The sequence below is a fragment of the Streptomyces sp. NPDC000229 genome, from assembly GCF_040300825.1.
GTDB lineage: Bacteria > Actinomycetota > Actinomycetes > Streptomycetales > Streptomycetaceae > Streptomyces.
On record NZ_JBEPEL010000003.1, the window covers coordinates 201,145 to 224,469 of the forward strand.

Genomic DNA, 23,325 nt, shown 5'->3' on the forward strand with positions numbered 1-23,325 from the left:
GCGCACCCGAATTCTCGTACTTGGAAAGCGCGTCGGCTGAGCACGGCCTGATGACGGCCCTGCAGACCCACACCGGCGCGCTCCCCTCGCTTGCCTCACGGCACGAGGGGTTTTTTGTTGCACTGGCTCCCTGCCAAACCAGCTAAACCTCGCGAAAACCCTCAGCTTCGAGAAGAGAATGCCGATGACCGAGCAGGCCACCGGGGCCCACCATCCGCAGCCGCGGGCCCGTACCGGCGGACAGACACCCGCCACCGTTGAGCACGTCACGGGTGCGCAGTCCCTCATCCGTTCTCTCGAGGAAGTGGGCGCCGAGACGGTGTTCGGCATCCCCGGCGGCGCCATCCTCCCCGCGTACGACCCGATGATGGACTCCACCCGGGTCCGTCACATCCTCGTCCGCCACGAGCAGGGCGCCGGCCACGCCGCGACCGGCTACGCCCAGGCGACCGGCAAGGTCGGCGTCTGCATGGCCACCTCCGGCCCCGGTGCCACCAACCTGGTCACCCCGATCGCCGACGCGCACATGGACTCCGTCCCGCTGGTCGCGATCACCGGTCAGGTCGCCTCCAAGGCCATCGGCACGGACGCCTTCCAGGAGGCGGACATCTGCGGCATCACCATGCCGATCACCAAGCACAACTTCCTGGTCACCAAGGCCGAGGACATCCCCAAGACGATCGCCGAGGCGTTCCACATCGCCTCCACCGGCCGCCCCGGCCCGGTCCTGGTCGACATCGCCAAGGACGCCCTCCAGGCCCGTACCACCTTCAGCTGGCCGCCGCAGCTCGACCTGCCCGGCTACCGCCCGGTGACCAAGCCGCACGCCAAGCAGATCCGCGAGGCCGCCAAGCTGATCACCCAGGCCAAGCGCCCCGTCCTGTACGTCGGCGGCGGCGTCCTCAAGGCCGGCGCCACCGCCGAGCTGAAGGTCCTGGCCGAGCTGACCCAGGCCCCGGTCACCACCACCCTGATGGCGCTGGGCGCGTTCCCCGACAGCCACCCGCTGCACGTCGGCATGCCGGGCATGCACGGCGCCGTCACCGCGGTCACGGCGCTGCAGAAGGCCGACCTGATCGTCGCCCTCGGCGCTCGGTTCGACGACCGCGTCACCGGCAAGCTGGACAGCTTCGCGCCCTTCGCCAAGATCGTCCACGCCGACATCGACCCGGCCGAGATCGGCAAGAACCGCGCCGCCGACGTGCCGATCGTCGGTGACGCCCGCGAGGTCATCGCCGACCTGGTCCAGGCCGTCCAGGCCGAGCACACCGAGGGCAACACCGGCGACTACAGCGCCTGGTGGAAGGACCTCAGCCGCTGGCGCGACACCTACCCCCTCGGCTACGACCAGCCCGAGGACGGCAGCCTGTCGCCGCAGCAGGTCATCCAGCGCATCGGGCAGCTCGCCCCCGAGGGCACCATCTACGCGGCCGGTGTCGGCCAGCACCAGATGTGGGCCGCCCACTTCATCGACTACGAGCAGCCCGCCACCTGGCTGAACTCCGGCGGCGCCGGGACGATGGGCTACGCCGTGCCGGCCGCCATGGGCGCCAAGGCGGGCATGCCGGACCGCACGGTCTGGGCCATCGACGGCGACGGCTGCTTCCAGATGACCAACCAGGAGCTGGTCACCTGCGCGCTGAACAACATCCCGATCAAGGTCGCGATCATCAACAACGGCGCGCTCGGGATGGTCCGCCAGTGGCAGACCCTCTTCTACAACCAGCGCTACTCCAACACCGTGCTGCACTCCGGCCCCGAGGCGGACGGCAAGCAGCCCAGCGCGGGCACCCGCATCCCGGACTTCGTGAAGCTGTCCGAAGCCATGGGCTGCGTCGCACTGCGCTGCGAGCGCCCGGAGGACCTGGACAAGGTCATCGCCGAGGCCAACGCCATCAACGACCGCCCGGTCGTCATCGACTTCATCGTCCACGAGGACGCCCAGGTGTGGCCCATGGTCGCCGCCGGCACCTCCAACGACGAGGTCATGGCCGCCCGCGGGGTCCGCCCCGACTTCGGCGACAACGAAGACGACTGAGAGAGAGCTGAGTCAAGAACATGTCCAAGCACACGCTCTCCGTCCTGGTGGAGAACACGCCCGGCATCCTCGCCCGGATCGCCGCCCTGTTCTCCCGCCGCGGCTTCAACATCGACTCGCTCGCCGTCGGTGTCACCGAGCACCCCGACATCTCCCGCATCACCATCGTGGTGAATGTCGAGGACCTGCCGCTGGAACAGGTGACCAAGCAGCTCAACAAGCTGGTCAACGTCCTGAAGATCGTCGAGCTGGAGCCCAGCGCCGCCATCCAGCGTGAACTCGTTCTGGTGAAGGTCCGCGCCGACAACGAGACCCGCTCCCAGATCGTCGAGATCGTCCAGCTGTTCCGCGCCAAGACCGTGGACGTCTCGCCCGAGGCGGTCACGATCGAGGCAACGGGTTCGAGTGACAAGCTCGACGCGATGCTGAAGATGCTGGAGCAGTTCGGCATCAAGGAGCTCGTCCAGTCCGGAACGATCGCCATAGGGCGTGGCGCCCGGTCCATCACGGACCGCTCGCTCCGGGCCCTGGACCGTTCCGCGTAGCGAGACCCCCCGACTTACACATCCCTCCCCGCCGTACGGTGGGACGCAACATCAGCACACCAAGGAGAAACCCAGTGGCCGAGCTGTTCTACGACGACGACGCCGACCTGTCCATCATCCAGGGCCGCAAGGTCGCGGTGATCGGTTACGGCAGCCAGGGCCACGCCCACGCGCTGTCGCTCCGTGACTCGGGTGTCGACGTCCGCGTCGGTCTGCACGAGGGCTCCAAGTCCAAGGCGAAGGCCGAGGAGCAGGGCCTGCGCGTGGTCACGCCCGCCGAGGCCGCCGCCGAGGCCGACGTCATCATGATCCTCATCCCGGACCCGATCCAGGCCCAGGTCTACGAGGAGTCCGTCAAGGACAACCTGAAGGACGGCGACGCGCTGTTCTTCGCCCACGGCTTCAACGTCCGCTTCGGCTTCATCAAGCCCCCGGCCGGCGTCGACGTCGCCCTCGTCGCCCCGAAGGGCCCGGGCCACCTGGTCCGCCGTCAGTACGAGGAGGGCCGCGGCGTTCCGGCGATCGCCGCCGTGGAGCAGGATGCCACCGGCAACGCGTTCGCGCTGGCGCTCTCGTACGCGAAGGCCATCGGCGGCACCCGCGCGGGTGTCATCAAGACGACCTTCACCGAGGAGACCGAGACCGACCTGTTCGGTGAGCAGGCCGTGCTGTGCGGCGGTGCCTCGGCGCTGGTCAAGGCGGGCTTCGAGACCCTGGTCGAGGCCGGCTACCAGCCGGAGATCGCGTACTTCGAGTGCCTCCACGAGCTGAAGCTGATCGTGGACCTGATGTACGAGGGCGGCCTGGAGAAGATGCGCTGGTCGGTCTCCGAGACCGCCGAGTGGGGCGACTACGTCACCGGCCCGCGGATCATCACGGACGCCACCAAGGCCGAGATGAAGAAGGTCCTCTCCGAGATCCAGGACGGCACGTTCGCCAAGAACTGGATGGACGAGTACCACGGCGGCCTGAAGAAGTACAACGAGTACAAGACGCAGGACTCCGAGCACCTGCTGGAGACCACCGGCAAGGAGCTGCGCAAGCTCATGAGCTGGGTGGACAACGAGGAGGCGTAAGCCTCGTGGCGGCGGGTCCGGACAGGTGTCCGGACCCGCCCGTCTTCATTGGACCGACTGTCCAACCACGGACGGGTGATCCTTCCGCCGAGGCGGAAAAGATGTCACTCACCACCACTACACTTCTCAACACATACGCGTCAGGCCCACAGCGTCGTGCGTCTTCCACGCGGCAAGCCCCCTCCACCGCATGCGGCCGTCGGGACGGCCGTCCGCACTGGACTTGTGAGGACCCACGTGAGCTCGCATCCCCCCAAAAAGCCGGTAGTACTGATCGCTGAAGAGCTGTCGCCCGCCACCGTCGACGCGCTCGGCCCCGACTTCGAGATCCGGCACTGCAACGGCGCCGACCGAGCCGAACTGCTGCCTGCCGTCGTGGACGTGGACGCCATCCTGGTGCGCTCCGCCACCAAGGTCGACGCCGAGGCGATCGCCGCGGCCAACAAGCTCAAGGTCGTCGCCCGCGCGGGCGTGGGCCTGGACAATGTCGACGTCTCCGCCGCCACCAAGGCCGGTGTGATGGTCGTCAACGCGCCGACGTCCAACATCGTCACCGCCGCCGAGCTGGCCTGCGGTCTGCTGGTCGCCACCGCGCGCAACATCCCGCAGGCCAACACCGCCCTCAAGAACGGCGAGTGGAAGCGGAGCAAGTACACCGGCGTCGAGCTCAGCGAGAAGACCCTCGGCGTCGTCGGCCTCGGCCGCATCGGCGTTCTGGTCGCGCAGCGCATGTCGGCCTTCGGCATGAAGATCGTCGCCTACGACCCCTACGTCCAGCCGGCGCGCGCCGCGCAGATGGGGGTCAAGCTCCTCACGCTGGACGAGCTGCTGGAGGCCGCCGACTTCATCACCGTCCACCTGCCGAAGACCCCCGAGACGCTCGGCCTGATCGGCGACGAGGCGCTGCACAAGGTCAAGCCGACCGTCCGCATCGTCAACGCCGCGCGCGGCGGGATCGTCGACGAGGCCGCGCTGTACTCGGCGCTCAAGGAGGGCCGGGTCGCGGGCGCGGGCCTCGACGTGTACGCGAAGGAGCCCTGCACGGACTCCCCGCTGTTCGAACTCGACCAGGTCGTCTGCACCCCGCACCTGGGCGCGTCCACGGACGAGGCGCAGGAGAAGGCCGGTATCGCGGTCGCCCGTTCGGTGCGCCTCGCCCTCGCCGGTGAGCTGGTCCCCGACGCGGTCAACGTCCAGGGCGGGGTCATCGCCGAGGACGTCAAGCCGGGTCTGCCGCTCGCCGAGCGGCTCGGCCGGATCTTCACCGCGCTGGCGGGCGAGGTCGCGGTCCGGCTCGACGTCGAGGTGTACGGCGAGATCACCCAGCACGACGTCAAGGTGCTCGAACTGTCCGCGCTGAAGGGTGTCTTCGAGGACGTCGTCGACGAGACGGTGAGCTATGTCAACGCGCCGCTGTTCGCGCAGGAGCGCGGTGTCGAGGTCCGCCTGACGACGTCCAGCGAGTCCCCCGACCACCGGAACGTGGTCACCGTGCGCGGCACGCTCTCGGGCGGCGAGGAGGTCGCGGTCTCCGGCACGCTGGCCGGCCCCAAGCACCTCCAGAAGATCGTCGCCGTCGGCGACTACGACGTGGACCTGGCGCTCGCCGACCACATGGTCGTCCTGCGGTACGAGGACCGTCCGGGTGTCGTCGGCACCGTCGGCCGCATCCTCGGCGAGGCGGGCCTGAACATCGCGGGCATGCAGGTCGCCCGCGCGGCGGAGGGTGGCGAGGCGCTCGCGGTCCTCACCGTCGACGACACGGTCCCGCAGCAGGTGCTGACGGAGGTCGCGGAGGAGATCGGCGCGACGTCGGCCCGCTCGGTGAACCTCGCCTGATCGTTCGTACGCTCGTCGAAGGGACCGGCCCGGTGCGTCAGCGCACCGGGCCGGTCTCGTCGATGAGGCGGGTCGGTTCGCCGAGGAAGACGCCGGGGTCGACGGGCCCGTACGCGACGTTGAAGGTGTCCAGCCAGTACGTCCATCCCCGGATGCCGAGCGCCGAGCTGAACCGGTAGTTGAGCTGCCAGCGCAGCCACTCGCCGGGCGCCAGCCGCACGGCGGGCGGCCGGCGCGACCGGGGCGGGATGCCGTGCAACGGGTTCACACGGGGGAGCACCGTCAGCTTTCCGTCCCGCTCCAGCAGCCGGAGGGGGGTCTCACGGAGGGCCCGGGTCGAAGCCTGCGGCACGAAGTCGCGCCACTCGTCCATCCGGACGTGGTGGGTGAACGGCCCGTCGACGTCGCCCGGGAGGGTGAATCCCACAGGCAGGGCATGGCGCCGGGCGGCTGCCTCACCGCCGCGTGACGCCTTGGTCCACGTGGTGTGCACCCACTGCACGGTGACGGGGTGCTTCACAGCCGGGCCGCCTTGAGGGCCATGTGGAGCAGGAGCCGGTCCTCGCCGTCGTCGAGGTCCAGGCCGGTGAGCTGTTCCACGCGGGAGAGGCGGTAGTAGAGCGTCTGGCGGTGGATGCCCAGGGTCGCCGCGGTGCGGCCCGCCTGGCCCGCGCTGTCGAGGAACACCTCGGCGGTGCGGGCCAGTTCCCCATGGCCGGGCGTGAGCAGGGCGCGGACCGCCGGGTCGTGGGGCGGAGCCGCCGGAAGCGCCGACAGGAGGCGGTACGGGCCGATCGACGCCCACTGGGCCAGCGGACCGAGCCGTGGCTGGGCCATGGCCGCCCGGGCGGCGGACACCGCCTCCCGCCAGGCGTCCCCGAGGCCGGTCAGGCCCTTGCGCGGGTCGGCCACCCCGGCGACGACGTGCTCTCCCGCCCCGGCGTCGGAGCTGGGACCGCCCCCGGCTCGCGCCCCGGTGCCCCGGCGTCCGGGACCGGCCTCCGGACCCGGCCCTGCGTCCGCGCGCACGCCGGCGCCCGGCCCGCCCGCGGCGTTCATGGTGGCTTCGGGGGCTGGTGAGGCCCCGGCACCTCCAGCGCCCCGGCCGCCCGCGGTGGCCCCGGCGCCTCCAGCGCCCCTGCCGCCCGCGGTGGGTCCGGGGGGCGTCGCGGCTTGGGCGGGGTCGGCGTTCCCCGTGCGCCCCGGGGGCGTCGCGCCGGGGGAGGGGTCGGGTCGAGGGGGCTGGTGGCCACGGCTGCCCGCGGCGTTCCCGGTGGCGGCGGGGGGCGCGGCTTCACGGGTGGGGGCGGTGCCCGGGGCCGCCGCGCCTTTGGTGCGCCCGGCGGCCTCCGCGGCCCGGCGTGCCGCCCACGCCGCGGTGGGTGTGGCAACGGGCGGTGGGGCGCCGGCGGCGTCCCGGAGGCGGGCGGACGCCGTGAGCGCGGGGGCCAGGGAGTCGGGTGAGCGGAGGCGGATCAGGGCGGCGAGCGCATACGTGCCCGGCGCCGTCGGGCGACCCGCGTCCCGACCCGGCTCCTCCCGCCCCGGCCAGGGCAGCGTGCAGAGGGCCGCCGCGCCGGGGGCCGTGCGGAGCGGGGGGGTGTCGGCGCCCCGCCAGGGGGCGACGCACACCAGGGCGTGCAGGCCGTCCGCGTCGCGGCCGAGTGCCGTGCGGAGGGCGGTGAGGGCCATGTCGTACTGCCAGCCCCGCTCGGCCGTCAGCACGGCCCGCAGCTCGCGCGAGAGGTCCGCGTCCGCCCGCTCCTCGTCCGCGAGCAGCGCGCCGATCCGCTGGGCCACCTCCATGGCCGCCGTCAGCCGGTCGGGTGAAGGGCCCGGGTCGGCGTCGAGGAGCCACACGTACCCGAGAACCACGCCCCGGTGGCGTACCGGGAGGCAGATCCGGTCCCGGAAGACCCCGGCGTCCGGGGCGGCGGGGATCCGGACCGGGCCGGTCGCCCGCGTGATGCCGTAGCCCTCGAACCAGGCCCGCACCGCGGGCGTCGACTTCCGGGTGAGGATCGACCGCGTACGGACCGGGTCCATCGCGCTGTCGTCGTCGCTGTCGTGCGCCCCGAAGGCGATCAGCCCGAAGTCGCGGTTCTCCAGTGTCGCCGGGGCGCCCAGCAGCGCGGAGATCTCGTCGACCAGCTCTTGGTAATCGGCCTTCACCCGGACATTCTGCCACCCGTTCAGACATCTGTATGAGAGGCGGGGCACGGATGCGTGACAGCTGTCGATGGCCCCGCATCCGAGCGATCCTTAGGTTTCACGGTGGTTCTCCGTGCCGATACGGATTCGTACCGCTTCGGCCCCCTTCAACCCGTGTTCCGTGGAGGTGCCCCGTGCTGGGTCCCGTGATCCTTGCCGCGTCGCGCAGTGACAAGATGCGCCGTTTTGTCTCTGCCGCCCCGGGCACCAAGCAGGTCGTCGGCCGGTTCATCGCCGGTGAGACGGTCGAGCAGGTCGTTCCGATCGTCCGGGAGACGGTCGCCAAGGGCCTCGAGGTCACCCTGGACGTGGTCGGCGAGGACATCACCACGCGGGACCAGGCGTACGCCGCCCGCGACGCCTACATGGAGCTGATCGAGCACCTGGAGAACCTCGGCCTGGGCGAGAAGGCCGAGATGTCGGTGAAGCTGTCGATGTTCGGCCAGTCCCTGGAGGGCGGGCACGAGCTGGCACTCGCCAACGTCCGCCACGTCGTCGAGGCCGCCGCCTCCATCGGCACCACGGTCACGCTCGACGCGGAGGACCACACCACCCTCGACTCGATGTTCGCCATCCACGAGGAGCTGCGGAAGGACTTCCCGCAGACCGGCTGCGTCATCCAGGCGTACCTCTTCCGCACCGAGGAGGACGCCCGCCGCCTCGCCGCGAACGGCAGCCGCGTCCGGATCGTGAAGGGCGCCTACAAGGAGCCCGCCTCCGTCGCGTACCAGGACAAGGCGGAAATCGACAAGGCGTACGTCCGGATCCTGAAGATCCTGATGGAGGGTGACGGCTACCCGATGATCGGGTCGCACGACCCGCGTCTCATCGCCATCAGCCAGGAGCTCGCGCGCCGCGCCGGGCGCAAACTGGACGAGTACGAGTTCCAGATGCTCTACGGGATCCGCAGCGACGAGCACGTACGGCTCGCCGCCGAAGGTCACCGGATGCGCGTCTACACCGCGTACGGAACCGACTGGTACGGGTACTTCATGCGCCGCCTCGCGGAGAAGCCGGCCAACCTGCTGTTCTTCGTCCGCTCGATGATCACCAAGAACTGAAGGAGTTACGGAACTCATGGACGCTGTGACCCAGGTCCCCGCTCCGGTCAACGAGCCGGTCCACACCTACGCCCCCGGTTCGGCCGAGCGCACCCGCCTGGAGGCCAAGCTCAAGGAGCTGTCCGAGAACCCCATCGACCTCCCGATGACCATCGGCGGCGTCAAGCGGATGGGCGGCGGTGAGCGCGTGAACGTCGTGCAGCCGCACAACCACGCCAAGGTCCTCGGCACCTTCGCCGGCGCCACGCAGGCGGACGCGCAGGACGCCATCGACGCGGCCCTCGCCGCCGCCCCGGCCTGGCGCGCGATGTCCTTCGACGACCGCGCGGCGATCATCCTCCGCGCCGCCGAGCTGCTGGCCGGCCCGTGGCGCGAGACCATGGCCGCCTCGACCATGCTCGGCCAGTCCAAGACGGTCCAGCAGGCCGAGATCGACACCCCGTGCGAGCTCGTCGACTTCTGGCGCTTCAACGTCAAGTACGCCCGCGACCTGCTCGCCGAGCAGCCGCCGGCCAACGCCCCGGGTGTGTGGAACCGCCTCGACCACCGCCCGCTGGAGGGCTTCGTCTACGCGATCACGCCCTTCAACTTCACCGCCATCGCGGGCAACCTGCCCACCGCCCCGGCCCTCATGGGCAACGTGGTGGTCTGGAAGCCGTCCCCGACGCAGACCCACGCCGCCGTGCTGCTCATGCAGCTCCTGGAGGAGGCCGGCCTGCCCAAGGGCGTCATCAACCTGGTGACGGGCGACGGCATCGCCGTCTCCGAGGTGGCCCTGAACCACCCGGAGCTCGCGGGCATCCACTTCACGGGTTCCACCAAGACCTTCCAGCACCTGTGGAAGACGGTCGGCACCAACATCGAGAAGTACCGCGGCTACCCGCGCATCGTCGGCGAGACCGGCGGCAAGGACTTCGTCGTCGCACACCCGAGCGCCGACCGCGCCATCCTGAAGACCGCGCTGACCCGCGGCGCCTTCGAGTACCAGGGCCAGAAGTGCTCGGCGACCTCACGCGCCTACATCCCGGCCTCCATCTGGAACTCGGGCTTCAAGGAGGAGTTCGCCACCGAGGTCGACGGCATCAAGATGGGTGACGTCACCGACCTGACGAACTTCATCGGCGCCGTCATCGACGAGCGGGCCTTCGCCAAGAACAAGGCCGCCATCGACCGCGCCAAGGCCGACCCCACCTGCACGATCGTCGCCGGTGGCACCTACGACGACTCGGTCGGCTACTTCGTCCGCCCGACGGTCGTCGAGTGCACCGACCCGGCCAACGAGGTGTTCACCACCGAGTACTTCGGCCCCTTCCTCGCGGTGTACGTCTACGAGGACGACAGCTACGACGCGATGCTGGAGCAGATGGAGTCGGTGTCCGCGTACGCGCTGACCGGCTCGGTCATCGCGAACGACCGCGCGGCGGCCGCGTACACGATGGAGAAGCTGCGGTACGCCGCGGGCAACTTCTACATCAACGACAAGTCCACCGGCGCCGTCGTCGGCCAGCAGCCCTTCGGCGGCGGTCGCGCCTCCGGCACGAACGACAAGGCGGGCGCCCCGCAGAACCTGATGCGCTGGACGCTGACCCGCGCCATCAAGGAGACGCTGGTCCCGCCGACGGACTACACGTACCCGCACATGGGCTGACCTCCAGCACCTGAACACCGCCCCCCTCCGGCCTACGCCGGACGGGGGCGGTGTTCGTACCCGGAACGTACGAATTCCCGGCGGCCGCGGGCCGTCTCGGTGGTGCGAAGCTCCGGGATCGTCCGGTTCCGGTCCACGAGGAGCGTTCCCGGAACTACCGTCCCCGGGTCCATCACCGACGGGGGGTTCGCCATGTCCGCACCGACGGGCCTCCGGGCCGTCGTCGCCGTCGCGGGCGCCGGCCTGCCCGTGATCTCCTTCCTGGCGCGGCTCCCCGCCGCCCTCTGTCCCATCGGCACCCTGCTGATGCTCACGGAGTTGAACGGCATCGGCCGGGCGGGGCTCGTCGCGGGCATGCTGTGGACCGGTCAGGCGGTGGGCGGCCCGCCCATCGGGCGGCTGGCCGACCGGCTCGGCCACCGACCGGTCATCCTGGTCGCCTCACTGGCCAACGCGGCCACGATCGCCGCCCTGGTGGCCTCGGTACTGGCCGGGACGCCGGCAGCCGTGCAGGCGCTGCTCGCCGCGCTGGTGGGGTTGACCATCCCCCAGGTGGGGCCGCTGTCCCGGACCCGGTGGATCGTGCTCACCAGGTCGCGGCCGGCCGAACTGACCGGGCGGGCGCTCTCCTTCGACACCATGGTCGACGAGGTCGGCTTCATGGCCGGGCCGGCGCTCGCCGGGACGGTGGTGGTGCTGGTCCACCCGGTGGCCGCGATGGTGCTGGCGGCGGCGCTGATCGCGGTGTTCGGCGTGCTGTTCGCGGTGCACCCCACGGCGCCGCGCGGTGGTGGGGGGCCGCGGACGGCCGGTGTACGCCTGCTGTCGCCCGGGCTCCTCGTGCTGTTCGCCATGGCCCTGCTCCAGGGCATGGTGTGGGGCGGCGCGAACGCGGGCGTCAGCGCGCTGGCGAAGCACCTGGGCGCCTTTGGGGCGGCGGGTTTCGTGTGGGGCGCCATGGCGGTGACGAGCGCCCTCGCGGGTCTGGTCACGACCGCGATGCCGGGCCCCTGGGACCTGACCGTACGGCTGCGCCTCGCGATGGTGGCGCAGGCGGCCCTGCTCTTCCCGCTGCTGGCGGTCGACGGTCACGTCGGTGCGGCGGTGGCCGTCGCCGGGGTCGGCTTCGCGGTGGCGCCGCACCTGATCGCCCTGTTCGGCCTCGCCGAGCGGGTGGCGCCCGTCGCGCGCATGGGGGAGGCGATGGCGATGCTCGGCAGCGGCCTCATCGTCGGCCAGGGTGTCGCGGCCCTCGCCTCCGGTCAGCTGGCCCAGCGCTGGGGCCACGGCGCGGCGTTCACCTTCAGCTGCGCCGCGGGCGTGGTGGCCGTCGCCGTGGCGCTGACGTTCGTGCGCCGTGAGGCGTTCGCCGTGGCCGGTCCGCGGTCCGTGGCCGTACAGCAGGGTTGAACGGCCGTCAGTTTGCCGGGGCGCGGAGCGGTTACCCGCACACCATGGCTGACACGAACAAGACTTCGACGACCAAGACCGCCTCGCGGGCCGGCACGGCGACCAAGGACCGGGCGCAGGACGCCGCGAAGTCCGCGTCGGGCACCGCGTCCCAGTCCGCGCGCAGCGGAAAGGAAGCGCTCGCCGGACTCGGCGGAGCGACCACCGAGAAGGCCAGGTCCGCGGCCAGGACCGTCCAGTCCGCCGTCAGCACGGCGGCCGGGCAGACCGTGGGCAAGGCGGGTGTGGCCTGGACGCTGGTGAAGGCCCGGAAGGCCATCGCCGCCGGGGCCGGCGCCAGTGTGGTGACGGTGGTGGCGTCCTCGTACGCCCTGGGCCGCCGGGCCGGGCTGCGTCAGCGCGGCCCGCTGTCCCGGCTGACGGGCGGCCGCCTCTGAGGGCGGCCGGCGCCGACGCGGTCGGCGGCGGGCGGACGACGGCGGGGCGCGGGTGAGGGCCGGGGCGCGGGCGGTGGCCGGTTCTTCACCACGCGCCCCGTCGGCGCTGCGAGAGTAGCCCTATGACCGACTCCTTGCACATGGCTCACACCTACGAGCTGGCCCCCGCCGCCCTCGCCGGGATACGGGCGATGCTGAGCGCCGCGTTCGACGGGGACTTCACCGACCAGGACTGGGACCACGGGCTCGGCGGCGTCCACGTGTACGTCGAGGACGAGCACGGCGTCGCCGCGCACGGCAGCGTGATCATGCGCCGGGTGGCGCACGCCGGCCGCTCGTACCGCATCGGTTACGTGGAGGCGGTCGCCGTCCGTACCGACCGCCGCCGCCAGGGCCTGGGCGGCCGGGTGATGGCGGCGCTGGAGGAGGTCGTCGACGGGGCGTACGCCTTCGGCGCGCTGTCGGCGTCCGACGAGGGTGCCGAGCTGTACCGGGCGCGCGGCTGGCAGCTGTGGAACGGCCGCATCGAGGTGTACGGCCCGGAGGGTGTGCTGCACCTGCCGGACGAGGAGGACTCGACGTACCTGCGCCCGGCGGCCGGCCGTCCGCTGCCCGCCGCCGACGAGGGCGCGCTGCTCTTCGACTGGCGCGACGGTGACGTCCTGTAGAGGCGGGGCCCGGGTCGAGCGCGGCTCCACCGCCGCCCGTCTCAGATAGTAGGAAGTCCGAGTAATTGTGGAGACAGACGCTCCGCGACCGCTTAGCTTTGTAGGAGCCGAACGTCTCGCTCCATCAAGCGAACGGCGGACGAGAGCGCTGTGCCCCCGGCAGGCAACCCCTGCGGCCGTGCTCCCCGCCCCTTCCGGCGCCTCGAATCATCTGATCTCAAGGAGTCGATCGTCATGGCCGCTGAGACCGTCGTTCGCCGCGTCCGCCACACCGCCCCCCGACCCACCGACACCGAGCGCCGCAACGCCGCCGCCGCGCTGCAGCGGGCGCTCGACCGGCGGGACAACGGCGGGGCCACCGGCCACCGGACCCCCTGACACACCGTCCACATTCCGGAACGCTCATGTCAGGCTCTGGGACCGGGGAGTAGGGTGCGGACATGTCTCGCAGCATCAATCTCGCAGTGGTTCCCGGTGACGGCATCGGCCAGGAGGTCGTGGCCCAGGGCCTCAAGGTCCTTCGCTCCGTCCTCCCGCAGGATGTGAAGCTGGAGACCAAGGAGTACGACCTCGGCGCCCAGCGCTGGCACCGCACCGGGGAGACCCTCCCCGACGCGGAGCTGGAGTCCCTCAGGACGCACGACGCCATCCTGCTCGGCGCGATCGGCGACCCGTCCGTCCCCTCCGGTGTGCTTGAGCGCGGGCTGCTGCTCAAGCTGCGCTTCGCCTTCGACCACTACGTCAACCTGCGTCCGTCGAAGCTCTTCCCGAACACCGCCACCCCGCTGGCCGGCCGCCCCGACATCGACTTCGTCGTGGTCCGCGAGGGCACCGAGGGCCCGTACACCGGCAACGGCGGCTCGCTGCGCACCGGGACCCCGGCCGAGGTCGCCACCGAGGTCAGCGTCAACACGGCGTACGGCGTCGAGCGCGTCGTCCGTGACGCGTACGAGCGCGCCAACGCCCGCCCGCGCAAGAAGCTGACGCTGGTCCACAAGAACAACGTCCTGGTCTACGCCGGCCACATGTGGAAGAACATCTTCGACAGGGTCGGCCAGGAGTATCCCGAGGTCACCACCGACTACCTGCACGTCGACGCCGCGACGATCTTCTTCGTCACCCAGCCCGAGCGCTTCGACGTCATCGTCACCGACAACCTCTTCGGCGACATCCTGACCGACCTCGCCGCTGCCGTGACCGGCGGCATCGGCCTGGCCGCGTCCGGCAACATCAACCCGACGGGCGAGTTCCCGTCGATGTTCGAGCCCGTCCACGGTTCCGCGCCCGACATCGCGGGCCAGGGCAAGGCCGACCCGACCGCCACGATCCTGTCCGTCGCGCTGCTCCTGCGCCACCTCGGCTACGAGGCCGAGGCCGTCCGCATCGAGGAGACGGTCGCCGCCGACCTGGCGGAACGCGACCCCTCGGCGCCGCGCACGACGGACGAGATCGGCGACGCGCTCGCGGTACGCGTAGCGAGCTGACCCGCCGACTGAAGAGCATCAGACACAGCCGCCGGGTCGCACACGCACCCGGCGGCTTCTCCTGTGCGGCCGCGGGTGCCACCATCAACCCTGGACCGCACTCCAGCCGTTTCATTGCACCGGCCACGCGCGCGATAATCGAACGCGGGGCCGCGGCATGCGGGAAAGCTCGGACGTCCTAGCAGGTGTAGCGGCGTGAGCGCGGTCCGTCACATACACACGGTGAAGGACACAGCACTCATGACGACGACGCCCACGATCGAGCTCAAGCCCTCCTCCAACCCGCTGTCCGACGCGGAGCGCGAGGCGATCCTGGCCAACCCCGGTTTCGGCCGCCACTTCACCGACCACATGGTGACGATCAAGTGGACGGAAGGGCGCGGCTGGCACGACGCCCAGCTCACGCCGTACGCGCCGCTCTCGATCGACCCGGCGAACATGACCCTGCACTACGCGCAGGAGATCTTCGAGGGGCTGAAGGCGTACCGCCGCCCCGACGGATCGGTCTCGCTGTTCCGGCCCGAGGCCAACGCCGAGCGGTTCCAGGTCTCGGCCAAGCGCCTGGCCATGCCGGAGCTGCCGGTGGAGACGTTCGTCGCCGCGTGCGACGCGCTGGTCCAGCAGGACCAGGCCTGGGTGCCGCCGCACGGCGGCGAGGAGTCGCTGTACCTGCGGCCTTTCATGATCGCCAATGAGGTCGGGCTGGGTGTCCGCCCGGCCAACGAGTACCTGTTCATCGTCATCGCCTCGCCGGCCGGCGCGTACTTCCCCGGTGGCGTGAAGCCCGTCTCGATCTGGCTCTCCGAGGACCGCGTCCGCGCGGTGCCCGGCGGTATCGGCTTCGCCAAGACCGGCGGCAACTACGCCGCGTCCCTGCTCGCCCAGGCCGAGGCCGCGGCCAAGGGCTGCGACCAGGTCGCCTACCTCGACGCGGTCGAGCACAAGTGGGTCGAGGAGCTGGGGGGCATGAACCTGTACTTCGTGTACGGGAACCGCATCGTCACCCCGGAGCTGACCGGTTCGCTCCTGGCGGGCATCACCCGCGACTCGCTCCTCCAGCTCGCCCGTGACCTCGGGTACGAGTCGGAGGAGGGCCGCGTCTCCATCGACCAGTGGAAGCGCGACACCGAGAACGGCACGCTGACGGAGGTCTTCGCCTGCGGCACGGCCGCCGTCATCACCCCGGTCGGCACGGTCAAGTCGGCCGGCGGCGAGTGGACCCAGGGCGACGGCACGCCGGGCGAGGTCACCCTGAGGCTCCGCAAGGCGCTGCTGGACATCCAGACCGGCGCCGCCGAGGACGTCCACGGCTGGACCCACAAGATCGGCTGACGCCCCCGTATCGGCTGACGCCCATGTGCGGAACGCCCGCGCCTCCCGCTCTTCAGGCGCGGGCGTTCCGCGTGCCGCGCGTCAGGGCGCGGCGGTCTCGGGTTCGGGCGCCGCGAGGGGGCCCGGGGCCGGGGCCGGGGCCCGCGAGGTGGCCGTCAACGCGGCATAGGCCACGCCGCCCGCCAGGCCCGACAGGATGAAGCTCACGTCGACGCCGCCGGTCAGCGCCACCAGTGGGCCCTCGTAGAGCGGCGTCGAGACGGCCGAGAGGCCCACGGCCGCGCCCAGTGCCCAGGACACCGTGGCGCGGGGGTGCCAGCCGGCGCGGAACCAGTAGATGCCGCCCTGCGCCCGCCGGTTGAAGACCTGGAGCGCCTCCGGGTCGTACCGCCCGCCGCACCGGACGTGGCCCATCAGCGTGATGACCGCCCACGGCGTCCCGATCGCGGTCAGCAGCAGCACGAACGACGTCATCGCCGACTGCGCGTCCCACGCGAAGTGGCCCACGAACACGAAGACCGTGGCGACGGCCGCGACCACCAGGGTGGCCGTGGCACGCGTGGCGCGCGGCACGATGGCGTCCAGGTCGAGGCCCATCGAGTAGAGCATCAGCCCCGCGTTGCCGACGGACCCTGCGCTCGCCGCGACCAGCAGCGGCAGCAGGAACCACGGCGCCGCCGTCTCGACCAGCGGCCCCGCGTAGTCGAGCCCCGCCCGCGCGGCCAGGGCGGTGAACGTACCGAAGAGCTGCGGCACCAGCAGGCCCAGGAACAGGCCCAGGCACGTCGCCCGCCACACCGCCCGCGGGCTGTGCCGCTCCGGTGAGACGTACCGCGTGTAGTCGCCGAGCAGGGTGATGAAGGCGACCGGCCCGCTCAGGCCCGCCGCGACGGCGGACAGCAGCCACGTCGGCCAGAAGGAACCCAGCAGGTAGGGGGTGTCCGGCGGCGGCGCGGTCGTGAAGTCGCCCGCGTACGCGAGGACCCCGAGTGCCAGCAGCACCGTCATGCCCACCGCGAGGTACCGGCTGATCCGCAGCAGCAGCCGGTAGCCGTACACGGCGGCGGTCACCGTGCAGCCGGCGAGCAGCACGTACACGAGGGTGTGCGCCACCGGGCCGGTCGGCACGTCGAAGAGCCGGGACAGCGTGCCGAGCATCACGTCGCCGCCGATCCACAGGGTCAGCGCCGTGTAGCCCAGCGACAGCAGCAGCCCGACGACCGAGCCGACGAGCCGGCCGCGTACGCCGAAGAAGGCGCCGCTGGACGTCGACAGGTTGGTTCCCGTGCGCAGCGAGACCAGCGCGAGCGGGGCGGTGACGGCGACGCCGACCACCGTCCCGACCACCACCGACGTGACCGCGGGCCACAGGCCGAGCCCGAAGGACACCGGCAGCCAGCCGAAGACGATCACACCGAGGCACAGGTTCGAGCCAAGCAGGATCGAGACGAGGTCCCGCGGCCCGCTGGTCCGCTCCGCCTCCGGGATGGTGTCGACTCCGCGCTGTTCAATCGGCATGGGCGTCCTCCCTGCTCTGCTCGTCGACGTATGGGAATGCTTTTAGAGTGACGTTCAATGTGACGTACACCCTGTGATCCCGTCAATGGTTTCTTCCCTGGAATCTTGTGGTTAGAGTGATGCTCAAACAGGAGGTGTGGTGACGTGCGACTGACCCCCACGGAACGCGACCGGCTGCTGATCTTCGGCGCCGCCGAGCTCGCCCGGGCGCGCCGGGCCCGTGGTCTGAGGCTCAATGTCCCCGAGGCGACCGCCCTCATCGCGGACACCGTCTGCGAGGCGGCCCGCGACGGGCGGCGGCTCGCCGAGGCGATCGAGGCCGCCCGCTCGGTCCTCGGCCCCGAGGACGTCCTGCCGGGCGTCGCGGACGTCGTGACCGAGGTCCATGTGGAGGCCGTCTTCGACGACGGCTCCCGGCTCGCCGTGGTCAGTGACCCCATCGGCGGGGGAAGCCAGGAGAGTGACGCCCCCGGCGCGCTGCTGCCGGGGCCGGAGCACTCCGAGCCGGAGCCCGTGGTGCGGCTGCGGGTCACCAACACCGCGGGCGTGCCGGTCTCCGTCACCTCGCACTTCCACTTCTTCGAGGCCAACCCGCGGCTCGACTTCGACCGCGCCCGGACCTACGGCATGCGGCTCGCCGTCCCCGCCGGATCGTCCGTGCGCTTCGGCCCGGGCGAGAGCGAGGAGGTCGGGCTGGTGCCGATCGGCGGCGACCGGATCGCGATCGGCTTCGCCGGACTGGTCGACGGGCCGCTGGACGCGCCGGGTGCCCGCGAGGAAGCACTGCGCCGCGCCGCAGCCTGCGGCTACCTCGGCGTACCGGAAACGACTGAGCAGGAGGCCGAGCGATGAGCCGCCCCGGAGGCCACCCCGCCGAGGCGCGCCGCCTCACCCCCTACGAGTACGCCGCCACCCACGGCCCCCGCGCGGGCGACCGCGTCCGCCTCGGCGACTCGGGCCTCACGGTCCGGGTCGAGTCGGACGCGCAGAAGCCCGGCGACGAGTTCCTCGCCGGCTTCGGCAAGACCGCCCGTGACGGACTGCACCTCAAGGCCGCCGCCGTCCGCGAGACCTGCGACGTCGTCATCAGCAACGTGCTGGTCATCGACGCCGTCCAGGGAATCCGCAAGGTGTCCATCGGCATCCGCGAGGGCCGCATCCACGCCATCGGCCGCGCCGGCAACCCCGACACCCTCGACGGCGTCGACGTCGTCGTCGGCACCGGGACCAGCATCGTCTCCGGCGAGGGCCTCATCGCCACCGCCGGAGCGGTCGACACCCACGTACACCTGCTGTCGCCGCGCATCATGGAGGCCTCCCTCGCCTCCGGCGTCACCACGATCATCGGCCAGGAATTCGGCCCGGTGTGGGGCGTGGGCGTCAACTCGCCGTGGGCGCTGCGCCACGCCTTCAACGCCTTCGACGCCTGGCCCGTCAACATCGGCTTCCTCGGCCGCGGCTCCTCCTCCCACGAGGCACCGCTGATCGAGGCGCTCGCCGAGGGCGGAGCCTCCGGCTTCAAGGTCCACGAGGACATGGGCGCCCACACCCGCGCCCTCGACACCGCGCTGCGCGTCGCCGAGGAGTACGACGTCCAGGTCGCCCTCCACAGCGACGGCCTCAACGAGTGCCTGTCGGTCGAGGACACCCTGAAGGTGCTGGAGGGCCGGACGATCCACGCCTTCCACATCGAGGGCTGCGGTGGCGGCCACGTCCCCAACGTCCTGAAGATGGCGGGCGTCCGCAACGTCATCGGCTCGTCGACCAACCCCACCCTCCCCTTCGGGCGGGACGCGGTCGACGAGCACTACGGAATGATCGTCTCCGTACACGACCTGAAGACCGACCTGCCCGGCGACGCGGCCATGGCCCGCGACCGGATCAGGGCCGGGACGATGGGCGCGGAGGACGTCCTGCACGACCTCGGCGCGATCGGGATCACGTCGTCGGACGCGCAGGGCATGGGAAGGGCCGGCGAGACCGTACGCCGGACCTTCGCCATGGCCGGGAAGATGAAGGCCGAGCTGGGCCCGCTGGAGGGTGACGGGGACGGCGACGACAACGCGCGCGTCCTGCGCTACATGGCCAAGCTCACCATCAACCCGGCGATCGCCCACGGCCTCGCGCACGAGGTCGGCTCGATCGAGGCCGGCAAGCTCGCCGACATCGTGCTGTGGCGGCCGGAGTTCTTCGGCGCCAAGCCGCAGCTCGTGCTGAAGTCGGGCTTCCCCGCGTACGGGGTCGTGGGCGACCCGAACGCCGCCACCGACACCTGCGAACCGCTGGTCCTCGGACCGCAGTTCGGCGCGTTCGGGGCGACGGCCGCCGACATCTCGGTGGCGTTCGTCTCGGGTGCCGCCGCGCAGGCCGGCAACGACCTGATGCCCACCCGCCGCCGCCGGGTCGCCGTGCGCGGCACGCGCGGCATCGGCCCCGGCGACCTGCTGCTCAACTCCCGTATCGGCGAGGTCGCGGTCGACGGCCGCACCGGGCTCGTCACGCTCGACGGCGATCCGGTCCGCTCGGACCCGGCCGACTCCGTCTCCCTCAACCGCCTCTACTTCCTCTGAGGACACCCACCCCATGAGTACCTTCCGCATGCCCGCCGAGTGGGCCCCGCACGAGCGCACCTGGATGGCCTGGCCGGGGCCGAACCCGACCTTCACCAACGACGACGAGCTGCGCGAGGCCCGCGAGGCCTGGGCGTCGGTCGCCCGCGCCGTACGCCGCTTCGAGCCGGTGACCGTGGTCCACGCCCCCGGCGACGAGGCGTCCGCCCGGGAGCTGCTCGGCCCGGACATCGACCTGGTCGAGCGGGACCTGGACGACGCGTGGATGCGCGACATCGGCCCCACCTTCGTCACCGACGGTCGGGAACTCGCCGCCGTGGACTGGGTGTTCAACGGCTGGGGCGCGGCCGACTGGGCGCGCTGGGAGCACGACTCGAAGATCGCCCGCCATGTCGCGGACATCGCCGGAGTGCCCGTGCACAGCTCCCCGCTCGTCAACGAGGGCGGCGCCATCCACGTCGACGGCGAGGGTACGGTCCTGCTCACCGACACCGTCCAGCTCGGCCCCGAGCGGAACCCGGAGTGGACCCGCGAGCAGGTCGAGGCGGAGATCCACGCCAAGCTCGGCACCACCAAGGCGATCTGGCTGCCGCGCGGCCTGACCGGCGACTACGGCATGTACGGCACCCGCGGCCACGTCGACATCGTCGCCGCCTTCGCCCGCCCGGGTGTCGTGGTCGCCCACACCCAGCCCGACCCGTCCCACCCGGACCACGAGCTGTGCAAGGCCAACGTGGACCTGCTGCGCAAGCAGACCGACGCCAAGGGCCGCCGCCTGGAGGTCGTCGAGGTCCCCGCCCCGACGGTCCTCCAGGAGGACGGGGAGTGGGTCGACTACTCCTACATCAACCACTACATCTGCAACGGCGGTGTGGTGCTGTGCGCCTTCGACGACCCGCGCGACGAGATCGCCGCGGGCATCTTCCGCCGCCTCTTCCCGGACCGTACGGTCACGCTGGTCGACGCGCGGACGATCTTCGCGGGCGGCGGCGGCATCCACTGCATCACACAGCAGCAGCCCAAGGCCGGATGACCGTCCGGCGGGGGAGGGGCGGCCATGACAGCCTTCGCCCATGACCGCCCCCGCCCGTGACGGCTACTCCCTCACGTTCCTGTACTCGAACCCGGACGACGCCTGGTACGTGGAGCTCTGCCACACGGGGCAGATCCTGGTGACGGGGATCGTCCCGGACGAGGATCCGGAGCGCGAGCCGACGGTCTGCTTCAACGAACGGGCCGGGCACCACGAGGTGCCGTACGACGTGATGGTCTGGTTCATGGACCGGACCGCGGAGGAGATCCGCACCAGCCGCGGCTGGATGGGACTGCGCCCCGGACTCGTGGAGATCATCCGGCAGTTGCGGGAGATCTACCTGGGTTGCGTCCGCGAGGACGAGTACCCGGCACTGCTGGTGATCCTGCGCGAGCTGGTCGCCGAGGAGGAACTGGCCCAGATCGTCCAGTGGGCCTTCGGGCCGGAGCTCGGCCTGGACCCGCCCGTGCCCCCGCCCGCCCAGGTGGCGGCCCTGCGCGAGCGCCTGGCCGAGGACGGCTGGACGGTCACCCACGACGACCAGGAAGGATCAGGTACAACGTACGAGTGAACGAACCCCGTACGACACCGGCCGCACGGCGGCGCAACACCGCGCCGCCCCGCGAAGAGGTCCTCGCCGCCGCCATGGCGACCATCGCCGAGCGCGGGCTCGACGGGCTGACCATGGCGGGGCTCGGCCGCGAGGTCGGGATGAGCAGCGGGCACCTGCTCTACTACTTCCGCACCAAGGACGAGCTGCTGCTCCAGACCCTGGAGTGGAGCGAGGGCCGCCTCGGTGCCGAGCGCAGCGCCCTGCTGTCGCGTCCGGCGCCGGTGCGGGAGCGGCTCGACGCCTACGTCGACCTGTACGTGCCCGACGGTCCGCGCGACCCGCACTGGACCCTCTGGCTGGAGGTCTGGAACCGGTCGCAGAACGCCGACGCCGACGCCCGCGCCCGGCAGGCCGCCATCGAGGGCGCCTGGCACCGCGACCTGGTGGCCCTCCTCGCCGAGGGCATCTCCCGGGGCGAACTGCGCCCCGTGGACCCCGACCGTTTCGCGGCGCGCCTGCGCGCCCTGCTCGACGGCTTCAGCGTCCACGTGGCGGTCGGGATACCGGGCACCGGCCGCACGGCGGTCCTCGCCCACGTACGAGAGTTCATCGAGGACACCCTGGTCCGCACGGCCCCTGACGCGGGGCCGCCCGCATCGTGAGATTCGGGTCCAGCGGCGTTCACATCTGTGGCAGACTGCGACCGTGCTTGCTACCGCCATGATTATGGGCAGCAGCGCGCCGGTCCGCAGTGACCACTGAATCGCGGCAGAACCTCGCGGCAGTGGACACCGTGTCTCAGACCCGCGCGCAGACCTCTCGCACCCGCGAGGGGTCTTTTCGTTTTCCGGCCCCACCCCGGCCGGGGACGGCGGCGCGCGAGAATGGGGGCAGGTGGATCCAGGGAGTCCGGAGCCACATCCGACAGGAGCCAACACAGTCATGACCACGGAGACCGACAGTCTTCCTGCCGCCACCGCCGACGGCGGTGTCGACGACAGCTTCCACGTCTTCGACACCACGCTGCGCGACGGTGCCCAGCGCGAGGGCATCAACCTCACCGTCGCCGACAAGCTGACCATCGCCCGGCACCTGGACGACTTCGGCGTCGGCTTCATCGAGGGCGGCTGGCCCGGGGCCAACCCGCGCGACACCGAGTTCTTCGCCCGCGCCAAGCAGGAGATCCGCTTCCAGCACGCGCAGCTCGTCGCCTTCGGCGCCACCCGCAGGGCCGGCGCCACCGCCGCCGAGGACCCGCAGGTCAAGGCGCTCCTCGACTCCGGCGCCCCCGTCATCACGCTGGTGGCCAAGTCGCACGACCGCCATGTCGAGCTGGCCCTGCGCACCACGCTCGACGAGAACATCGCCATGGTCCGTGACACCGTGACCCACCTGCGCGAGCAGGGCCGGCGCGTCTTCGTCGACTGCGAGCACTTCTTCGACGGCTACCGGGCCAACCCGGAGTACGCCAAGTCCGTCGTCCGCGCCGCCTCGGAGGCCGGTGCCGACGTCGTCATCCTGTGCGACACCAACGGCGGCATGCTCCCGGCGCAGATCCAGGCCGTGGTCTCCACCGTCCTCGCCGACACCGGCGCCCGGCTCGGCATCCACGCCCAGGACGACACCGGCTGCGCCGTCGCCAACACCCTCGCCGCCGTCGACGCGGGCGCCACCCACGTCCAGTGCACCGCCAACGGCTACGGCGAGCGCGTGGGCAACGCCAACCTCTTCCCGGTCGTCGCCGCGCTGGAGCTCAAGTACGGCAAGAAGGTGCTCCCCGAAGGGGCCCTGAAGGAGATGACGCGCATCTCGCACGCCATCGCCGAGGTGGTCAACCTGACCCCCTCCACCCACCAGCCGTACGTCGGTGTCTCCGCCTTCGCCCACAAGGCGGGCCTGCAC

At 71.5% G+C, this 23,325-nt stretch carries 20 protein-coding genes and 1 pseudogene; 18 read left to right on the forward strand and 3 right to left on the reverse strand.

What is annotated here, in order from left to right:
- Nucleotides 1-178: 178 nt before the first annotated feature.
- The 4 genes from ABT360_RS03460 (at nucleotide 179) to serA (ending at nucleotide 5,498) form a co-directional block, all read left to right on the forward strand.
- Nucleotides 179-2,038, forward strand: coding sequence for an acetolactate synthase large subunit (locus tag ABT360_RS03460; protein ID WP_351809971.1), 1,860 nt, complete (start codon nucleotides 179-181; stop codon nucleotides 2,036-2,038).
- Nucleotides 2,039-2,058: 20 nt separating this feature from the next.
- Entirely contained in the window at nucleotides 2,059-2,583 is a 525-nt protein-coding gene (gene ilvN, locus ABT360_RS03465; RefSeq protein WP_019889675.1) for an acetolactate synthase small subunit, read from the forward strand.
- Nucleotides 2,584-2,657: 74 nt separating this feature from the next.
- Nucleotides 2,658-3,659 (forward strand): ketol-acid reductoisomerase, encoded by a 1,002-nt coding sequence (ilvC, locus tag ABT360_RS03470; protein ID WP_351809974.1) that lies wholly within the window; start codon nucleotides 2,658-2,660, stop codon nucleotides 3,657-3,659.
- A gap of 237 nt (nucleotides 3,660-3,896) precedes the next feature.
- Nucleotides 3,897-5,498, forward strand: coding sequence for a phosphoglycerate dehydrogenase (gene serA / locus ABT360_RS03475; RefSeq protein ID WP_351809976.1), 1,602 nt, complete (start codon nucleotides 3,897-3,899; stop codon nucleotides 5,496-5,498).
- A 37-nt stretch (nucleotides 5,499-5,535) separates the two neighbouring features.
- On the opposite strand, the gene ABT360_RS03480 is transcribed toward serA, so the two are convergent.
- Together ABT360_RS03480 and ABT360_RS03485 are read right to left on the reverse strand one after the other, a co-directional pair.
- Nucleotides 5,536-6,018, reverse strand: a complete 483-nt coding sequence (locus ABT360_RS03480; protein ID WP_351809979.1) for a hypothetical protein — start codon at nucleotides 6,016-6,018, stop codon at nucleotides 5,536-5,538.
- The gene (locus tag ABT360_RS03485; protein ID WP_351809982.1) at nucleotides 6,015-7,670 is read right to left on the reverse strand and encodes a helix-turn-helix domain-containing protein; all 1,656 of its coding nucleotides are present in this window, start codon (nucleotides 7,668-7,670) and stop codon (nucleotides 6,015-6,017) included. The genes ABT360_RS03480 and ABT360_RS03485 overlap by 4 nt, the downstream gene beginning before the upstream one ends.
- A 173-nt stretch (nucleotides 7,671-7,843) precedes the next feature.
- On the opposite strand from ABT360_RS03485, the gene ABT360_RS03490 reads away from it, so the two are divergent.
- From ABT360_RS03490 to ABT360_RS03525, 8 genes are all read left to right on the forward strand, one after another.
- On the forward strand, nucleotides 7,844-8,770 hold the full coding sequence (locus ABT360_RS03490) for a proline dehydrogenase family protein (protein WP_351809984.1): 927 nt from the start codon (nucleotides 7,844-7,846) through the stop codon (nucleotides 8,768-8,770).
- A gap of 16 nt (nucleotides 8,771-8,786) precedes the next feature.
- Nucleotides 8,787-10,418 (forward strand): L-glutamate gamma-semialdehyde dehydrogenase, encoded by a 1,632-nt coding sequence (gene pruA, locus ABT360_RS03495; protein WP_351809987.1) that lies wholly within the window; start codon nucleotides 8,787-8,789, stop codon nucleotides 10,416-10,418.
- 192 nt (nucleotides 10,419-10,610) lie between these two features.
- The gene (locus ABT360_RS03500; RefSeq protein ID WP_351809990.1) at nucleotides 10,611-11,828 is read left to right on the forward strand and encodes an MFS transporter; all 1,218 of its coding nucleotides are present in this window, start codon (nucleotides 10,611-10,613) and stop codon (nucleotides 11,826-11,828) included.
- A gap of 44 nt (nucleotides 11,829-11,872) precedes the next feature.
- Nucleotides 11,873-12,265, forward strand: a complete 393-nt coding sequence (locus ABT360_RS03505) for a hypothetical protein (protein ID WP_351809992.1) — start codon at nucleotides 11,873-11,875, stop codon at nucleotides 12,263-12,265.
- Nucleotides 12,266-12,387: 122 nt separating this feature from the next.
- Nucleotides 12,388-12,933 carry a GNAT family N-acetyltransferase gene (locus ABT360_RS03510; RefSeq protein ID WP_351809995.1) on the forward strand — a complete coding sequence of 182 codons (546 nt, stop codon included), beginning with the start codon at nucleotides 12,388-12,390 and terminating at the stop codon, nucleotides 12,931-12,933.
- 234 nt (nucleotides 12,934-13,167) lie between these two features.
- On the forward strand, nucleotides 13,168-13,311 hold the full coding sequence (locus tag ABT360_RS03515) for a hypothetical protein (RefSeq protein WP_351809997.1): 144 nt from the start codon (nucleotides 13,168-13,170) through the stop codon (nucleotides 13,309-13,311).
- 62 nt (nucleotides 13,312-13,373) lie between these two features.
- On the forward strand, nucleotides 13,374-14,417 hold the full coding sequence (locus ABT360_RS03520; RefSeq protein ID WP_351810000.1) for a 3-isopropylmalate dehydrogenase: 1,044 nt from the start codon (nucleotides 13,374-13,376) through the stop codon (nucleotides 14,415-14,417).
- Between the two features lie 240 nt (nucleotides 14,418-14,657).
- On the forward strand, nucleotides 14,658-15,749 hold the full coding sequence (locus ABT360_RS03525) for a branched-chain amino acid aminotransferase (RefSeq protein ID WP_351810003.1): 1,092 nt from the start codon (nucleotides 14,658-14,660) through the stop codon (nucleotides 15,747-15,749).
- Between the two features lie 81 nt (nucleotides 15,750-15,830).
- Here the strand turns inward: ABT360_RS03525 and ABT360_RS03530 are convergent, their stop codons facing one another.
- Nucleotides 15,831-17,267, reverse strand: coding sequence for a cytosine permease (locus ABT360_RS03530; protein WP_351810005.1), 1,437 nt, complete (start codon nucleotides 17,265-17,267; stop codon nucleotides 15,831-15,833).
- A gap of 144 nt (nucleotides 17,268-17,411) precedes the next feature.
- On the opposite strand from ABT360_RS03530, the gene ureA reads away from it, so the two are divergent.
- The 6 genes and pseudogenes from ureA to ABT360_RS03560 form a co-directional block, all read left to right on the forward strand.
- Nucleotides 17,412-18,119, forward strand: coding sequence for an urease subunit gamma (gene ureA, locus ABT360_RS03535; RefSeq protein WP_351810008.1), 708 nt, complete (start codon nucleotides 17,412-17,414; stop codon nucleotides 18,117-18,119).
- The gene (locus tag ABT360_RS03540; protein ID WP_351810011.1) at nucleotides 18,116-19,837 is read left to right on the forward strand and encodes an urease subunit alpha; all 1,722 of its coding nucleotides are present in this window, start codon (nucleotides 18,116-18,118) and stop codon (nucleotides 19,835-19,837) included. Before ureA ends, ABT360_RS03540 begins: the two co-directional genes overlap by 4 nt.
- A 13-nt stretch (nucleotides 19,838-19,850) precedes the next feature.
- Nucleotides 19,851-20,870 carry an agmatine deiminase family protein gene (locus ABT360_RS03545; protein WP_351810014.1) on the forward strand — a complete coding sequence of 340 codons (1,020 nt, stop codon included), beginning with the start codon at nucleotides 19,851-19,853 and terminating at the stop codon, nucleotides 20,868-20,870.
- 40 nt (nucleotides 20,871-20,910) lie between these two features.
- Nucleotides 20,911-21,441 carry a hypothetical protein gene (locus ABT360_RS03550; RefSeq protein WP_351810016.1) on the forward strand — a complete coding sequence of 177 codons (531 nt, stop codon included), beginning with the start codon at nucleotides 20,911-20,913 and terminating at the stop codon, nucleotides 21,439-21,441.
- A gap of 74 nt (nucleotides 21,442-21,515) precedes the next feature.
- A complete protein-coding gene (locus tag ABT360_RS03555; RefSeq protein ID WP_351810044.1) occupies nucleotides 21,516-22,085 on the forward strand; it encodes a TetR/AcrR family transcriptional regulator in 570 nt (189 codons plus the stop codon).
- A gap of 280 nt (nucleotides 22,086-22,365) precedes the next feature.
- Nucleotides 22,366-23,325: pseudogene (locus ABT360_RS03560) on the forward strand (citramalate synthase); the annotation flags it as partial.

Bases quoted from the DNA above. Each gene is read 5' to 3' on its own strand.
- pruA (WP_351809987.1), top strand. From the start codon at position 8,787: ATGGACGCTGTGACCCAGGTCCCCGCTCCGGTCAACGAGCCGGTCCAC.
- ABT360_RS03550 (WP_351810016.1), top strand. From the start codon at position 20,911: ATGACCGCCCCCGCCCGTGACGGCTACTCCCTCACGTTCCTGTACTCG.
- ABT360_RS03545 (WP_351810014.1), top strand. From the start codon at position 19,851: ATGAGTACCTTCCGCATGCCCGCCGAGTGGGCCCCGCACGAGCGCACC.
- ABT360_RS03525 (WP_351810003.1), top strand. From the start codon at position 14,658: ATGACGACGACGCCCACGATCGAGCTCAAGCCCTCCTCCAACCCGCTG.
- ABT360_RS03460 (WP_351809971.1), top strand. From the start codon at position 179: ATGCCGATGACCGAGCAGGCCACCGGGGCCCACCATCCGCAGCCGCGG.
- ilvN (WP_019889675.1), top strand. From the start codon at position 2,059: ATGTCCAAGCACACGCTCTCCGTCCTGGTGGAGAACACGCCCGGCATC.
- ABT360_RS03530 (WP_351810005.1), bottom strand. From the start codon at position 17,267: ATGCCGATTGAACAGCGCGGAGTCGACACCATCCCGGAGGCGGAGCGG.
- ABT360_RS03540 (WP_351810011.1), top strand. From the start codon at position 18,116: ATGAGCCGCCCCGGAGGCCACCCCGCCGAGGCGCGCCGCCTCACCCCC.
- ABT360_RS03520 (WP_351810000.1), top strand. From the start codon at position 13,374: ATGTCTCGCAGCATCAATCTCGCAGTGGTTCCCGGTGACGGCATCGGC.
- ABT360_RS03505 (WP_351809992.1), top strand. From the start codon at position 11,873: ATGGCTGACACGAACAAGACTTCGACGACCAAGACCGCCTCGCGGGCC.
- ABT360_RS03555 (WP_351810044.1), top strand. From the start codon at position 21,516: ATGGCGACCATCGCCGAGCGCGGGCTCGACGGGCTGACCATGGCGGGG.
- ABT360_RS03515 (WP_351809997.1), top strand. From the start codon at position 13,168: ATGGCCGCTGAGACCGTCGTTCGCCGCGTCCGCCACACCGCCCCCCGA.
- ABT360_RS03500 (WP_351809990.1), top strand. From the start codon at position 10,611: ATGTCCGCACCGACGGGCCTCCGGGCCGTCGTCGCCGTCGCGGGCGCC.
- ABT360_RS03510 (WP_351809995.1), top strand. From the start codon at position 12,388: ATGACCGACTCCTTGCACATGGCTCACACCTACGAGCTGGCCCCCGCC.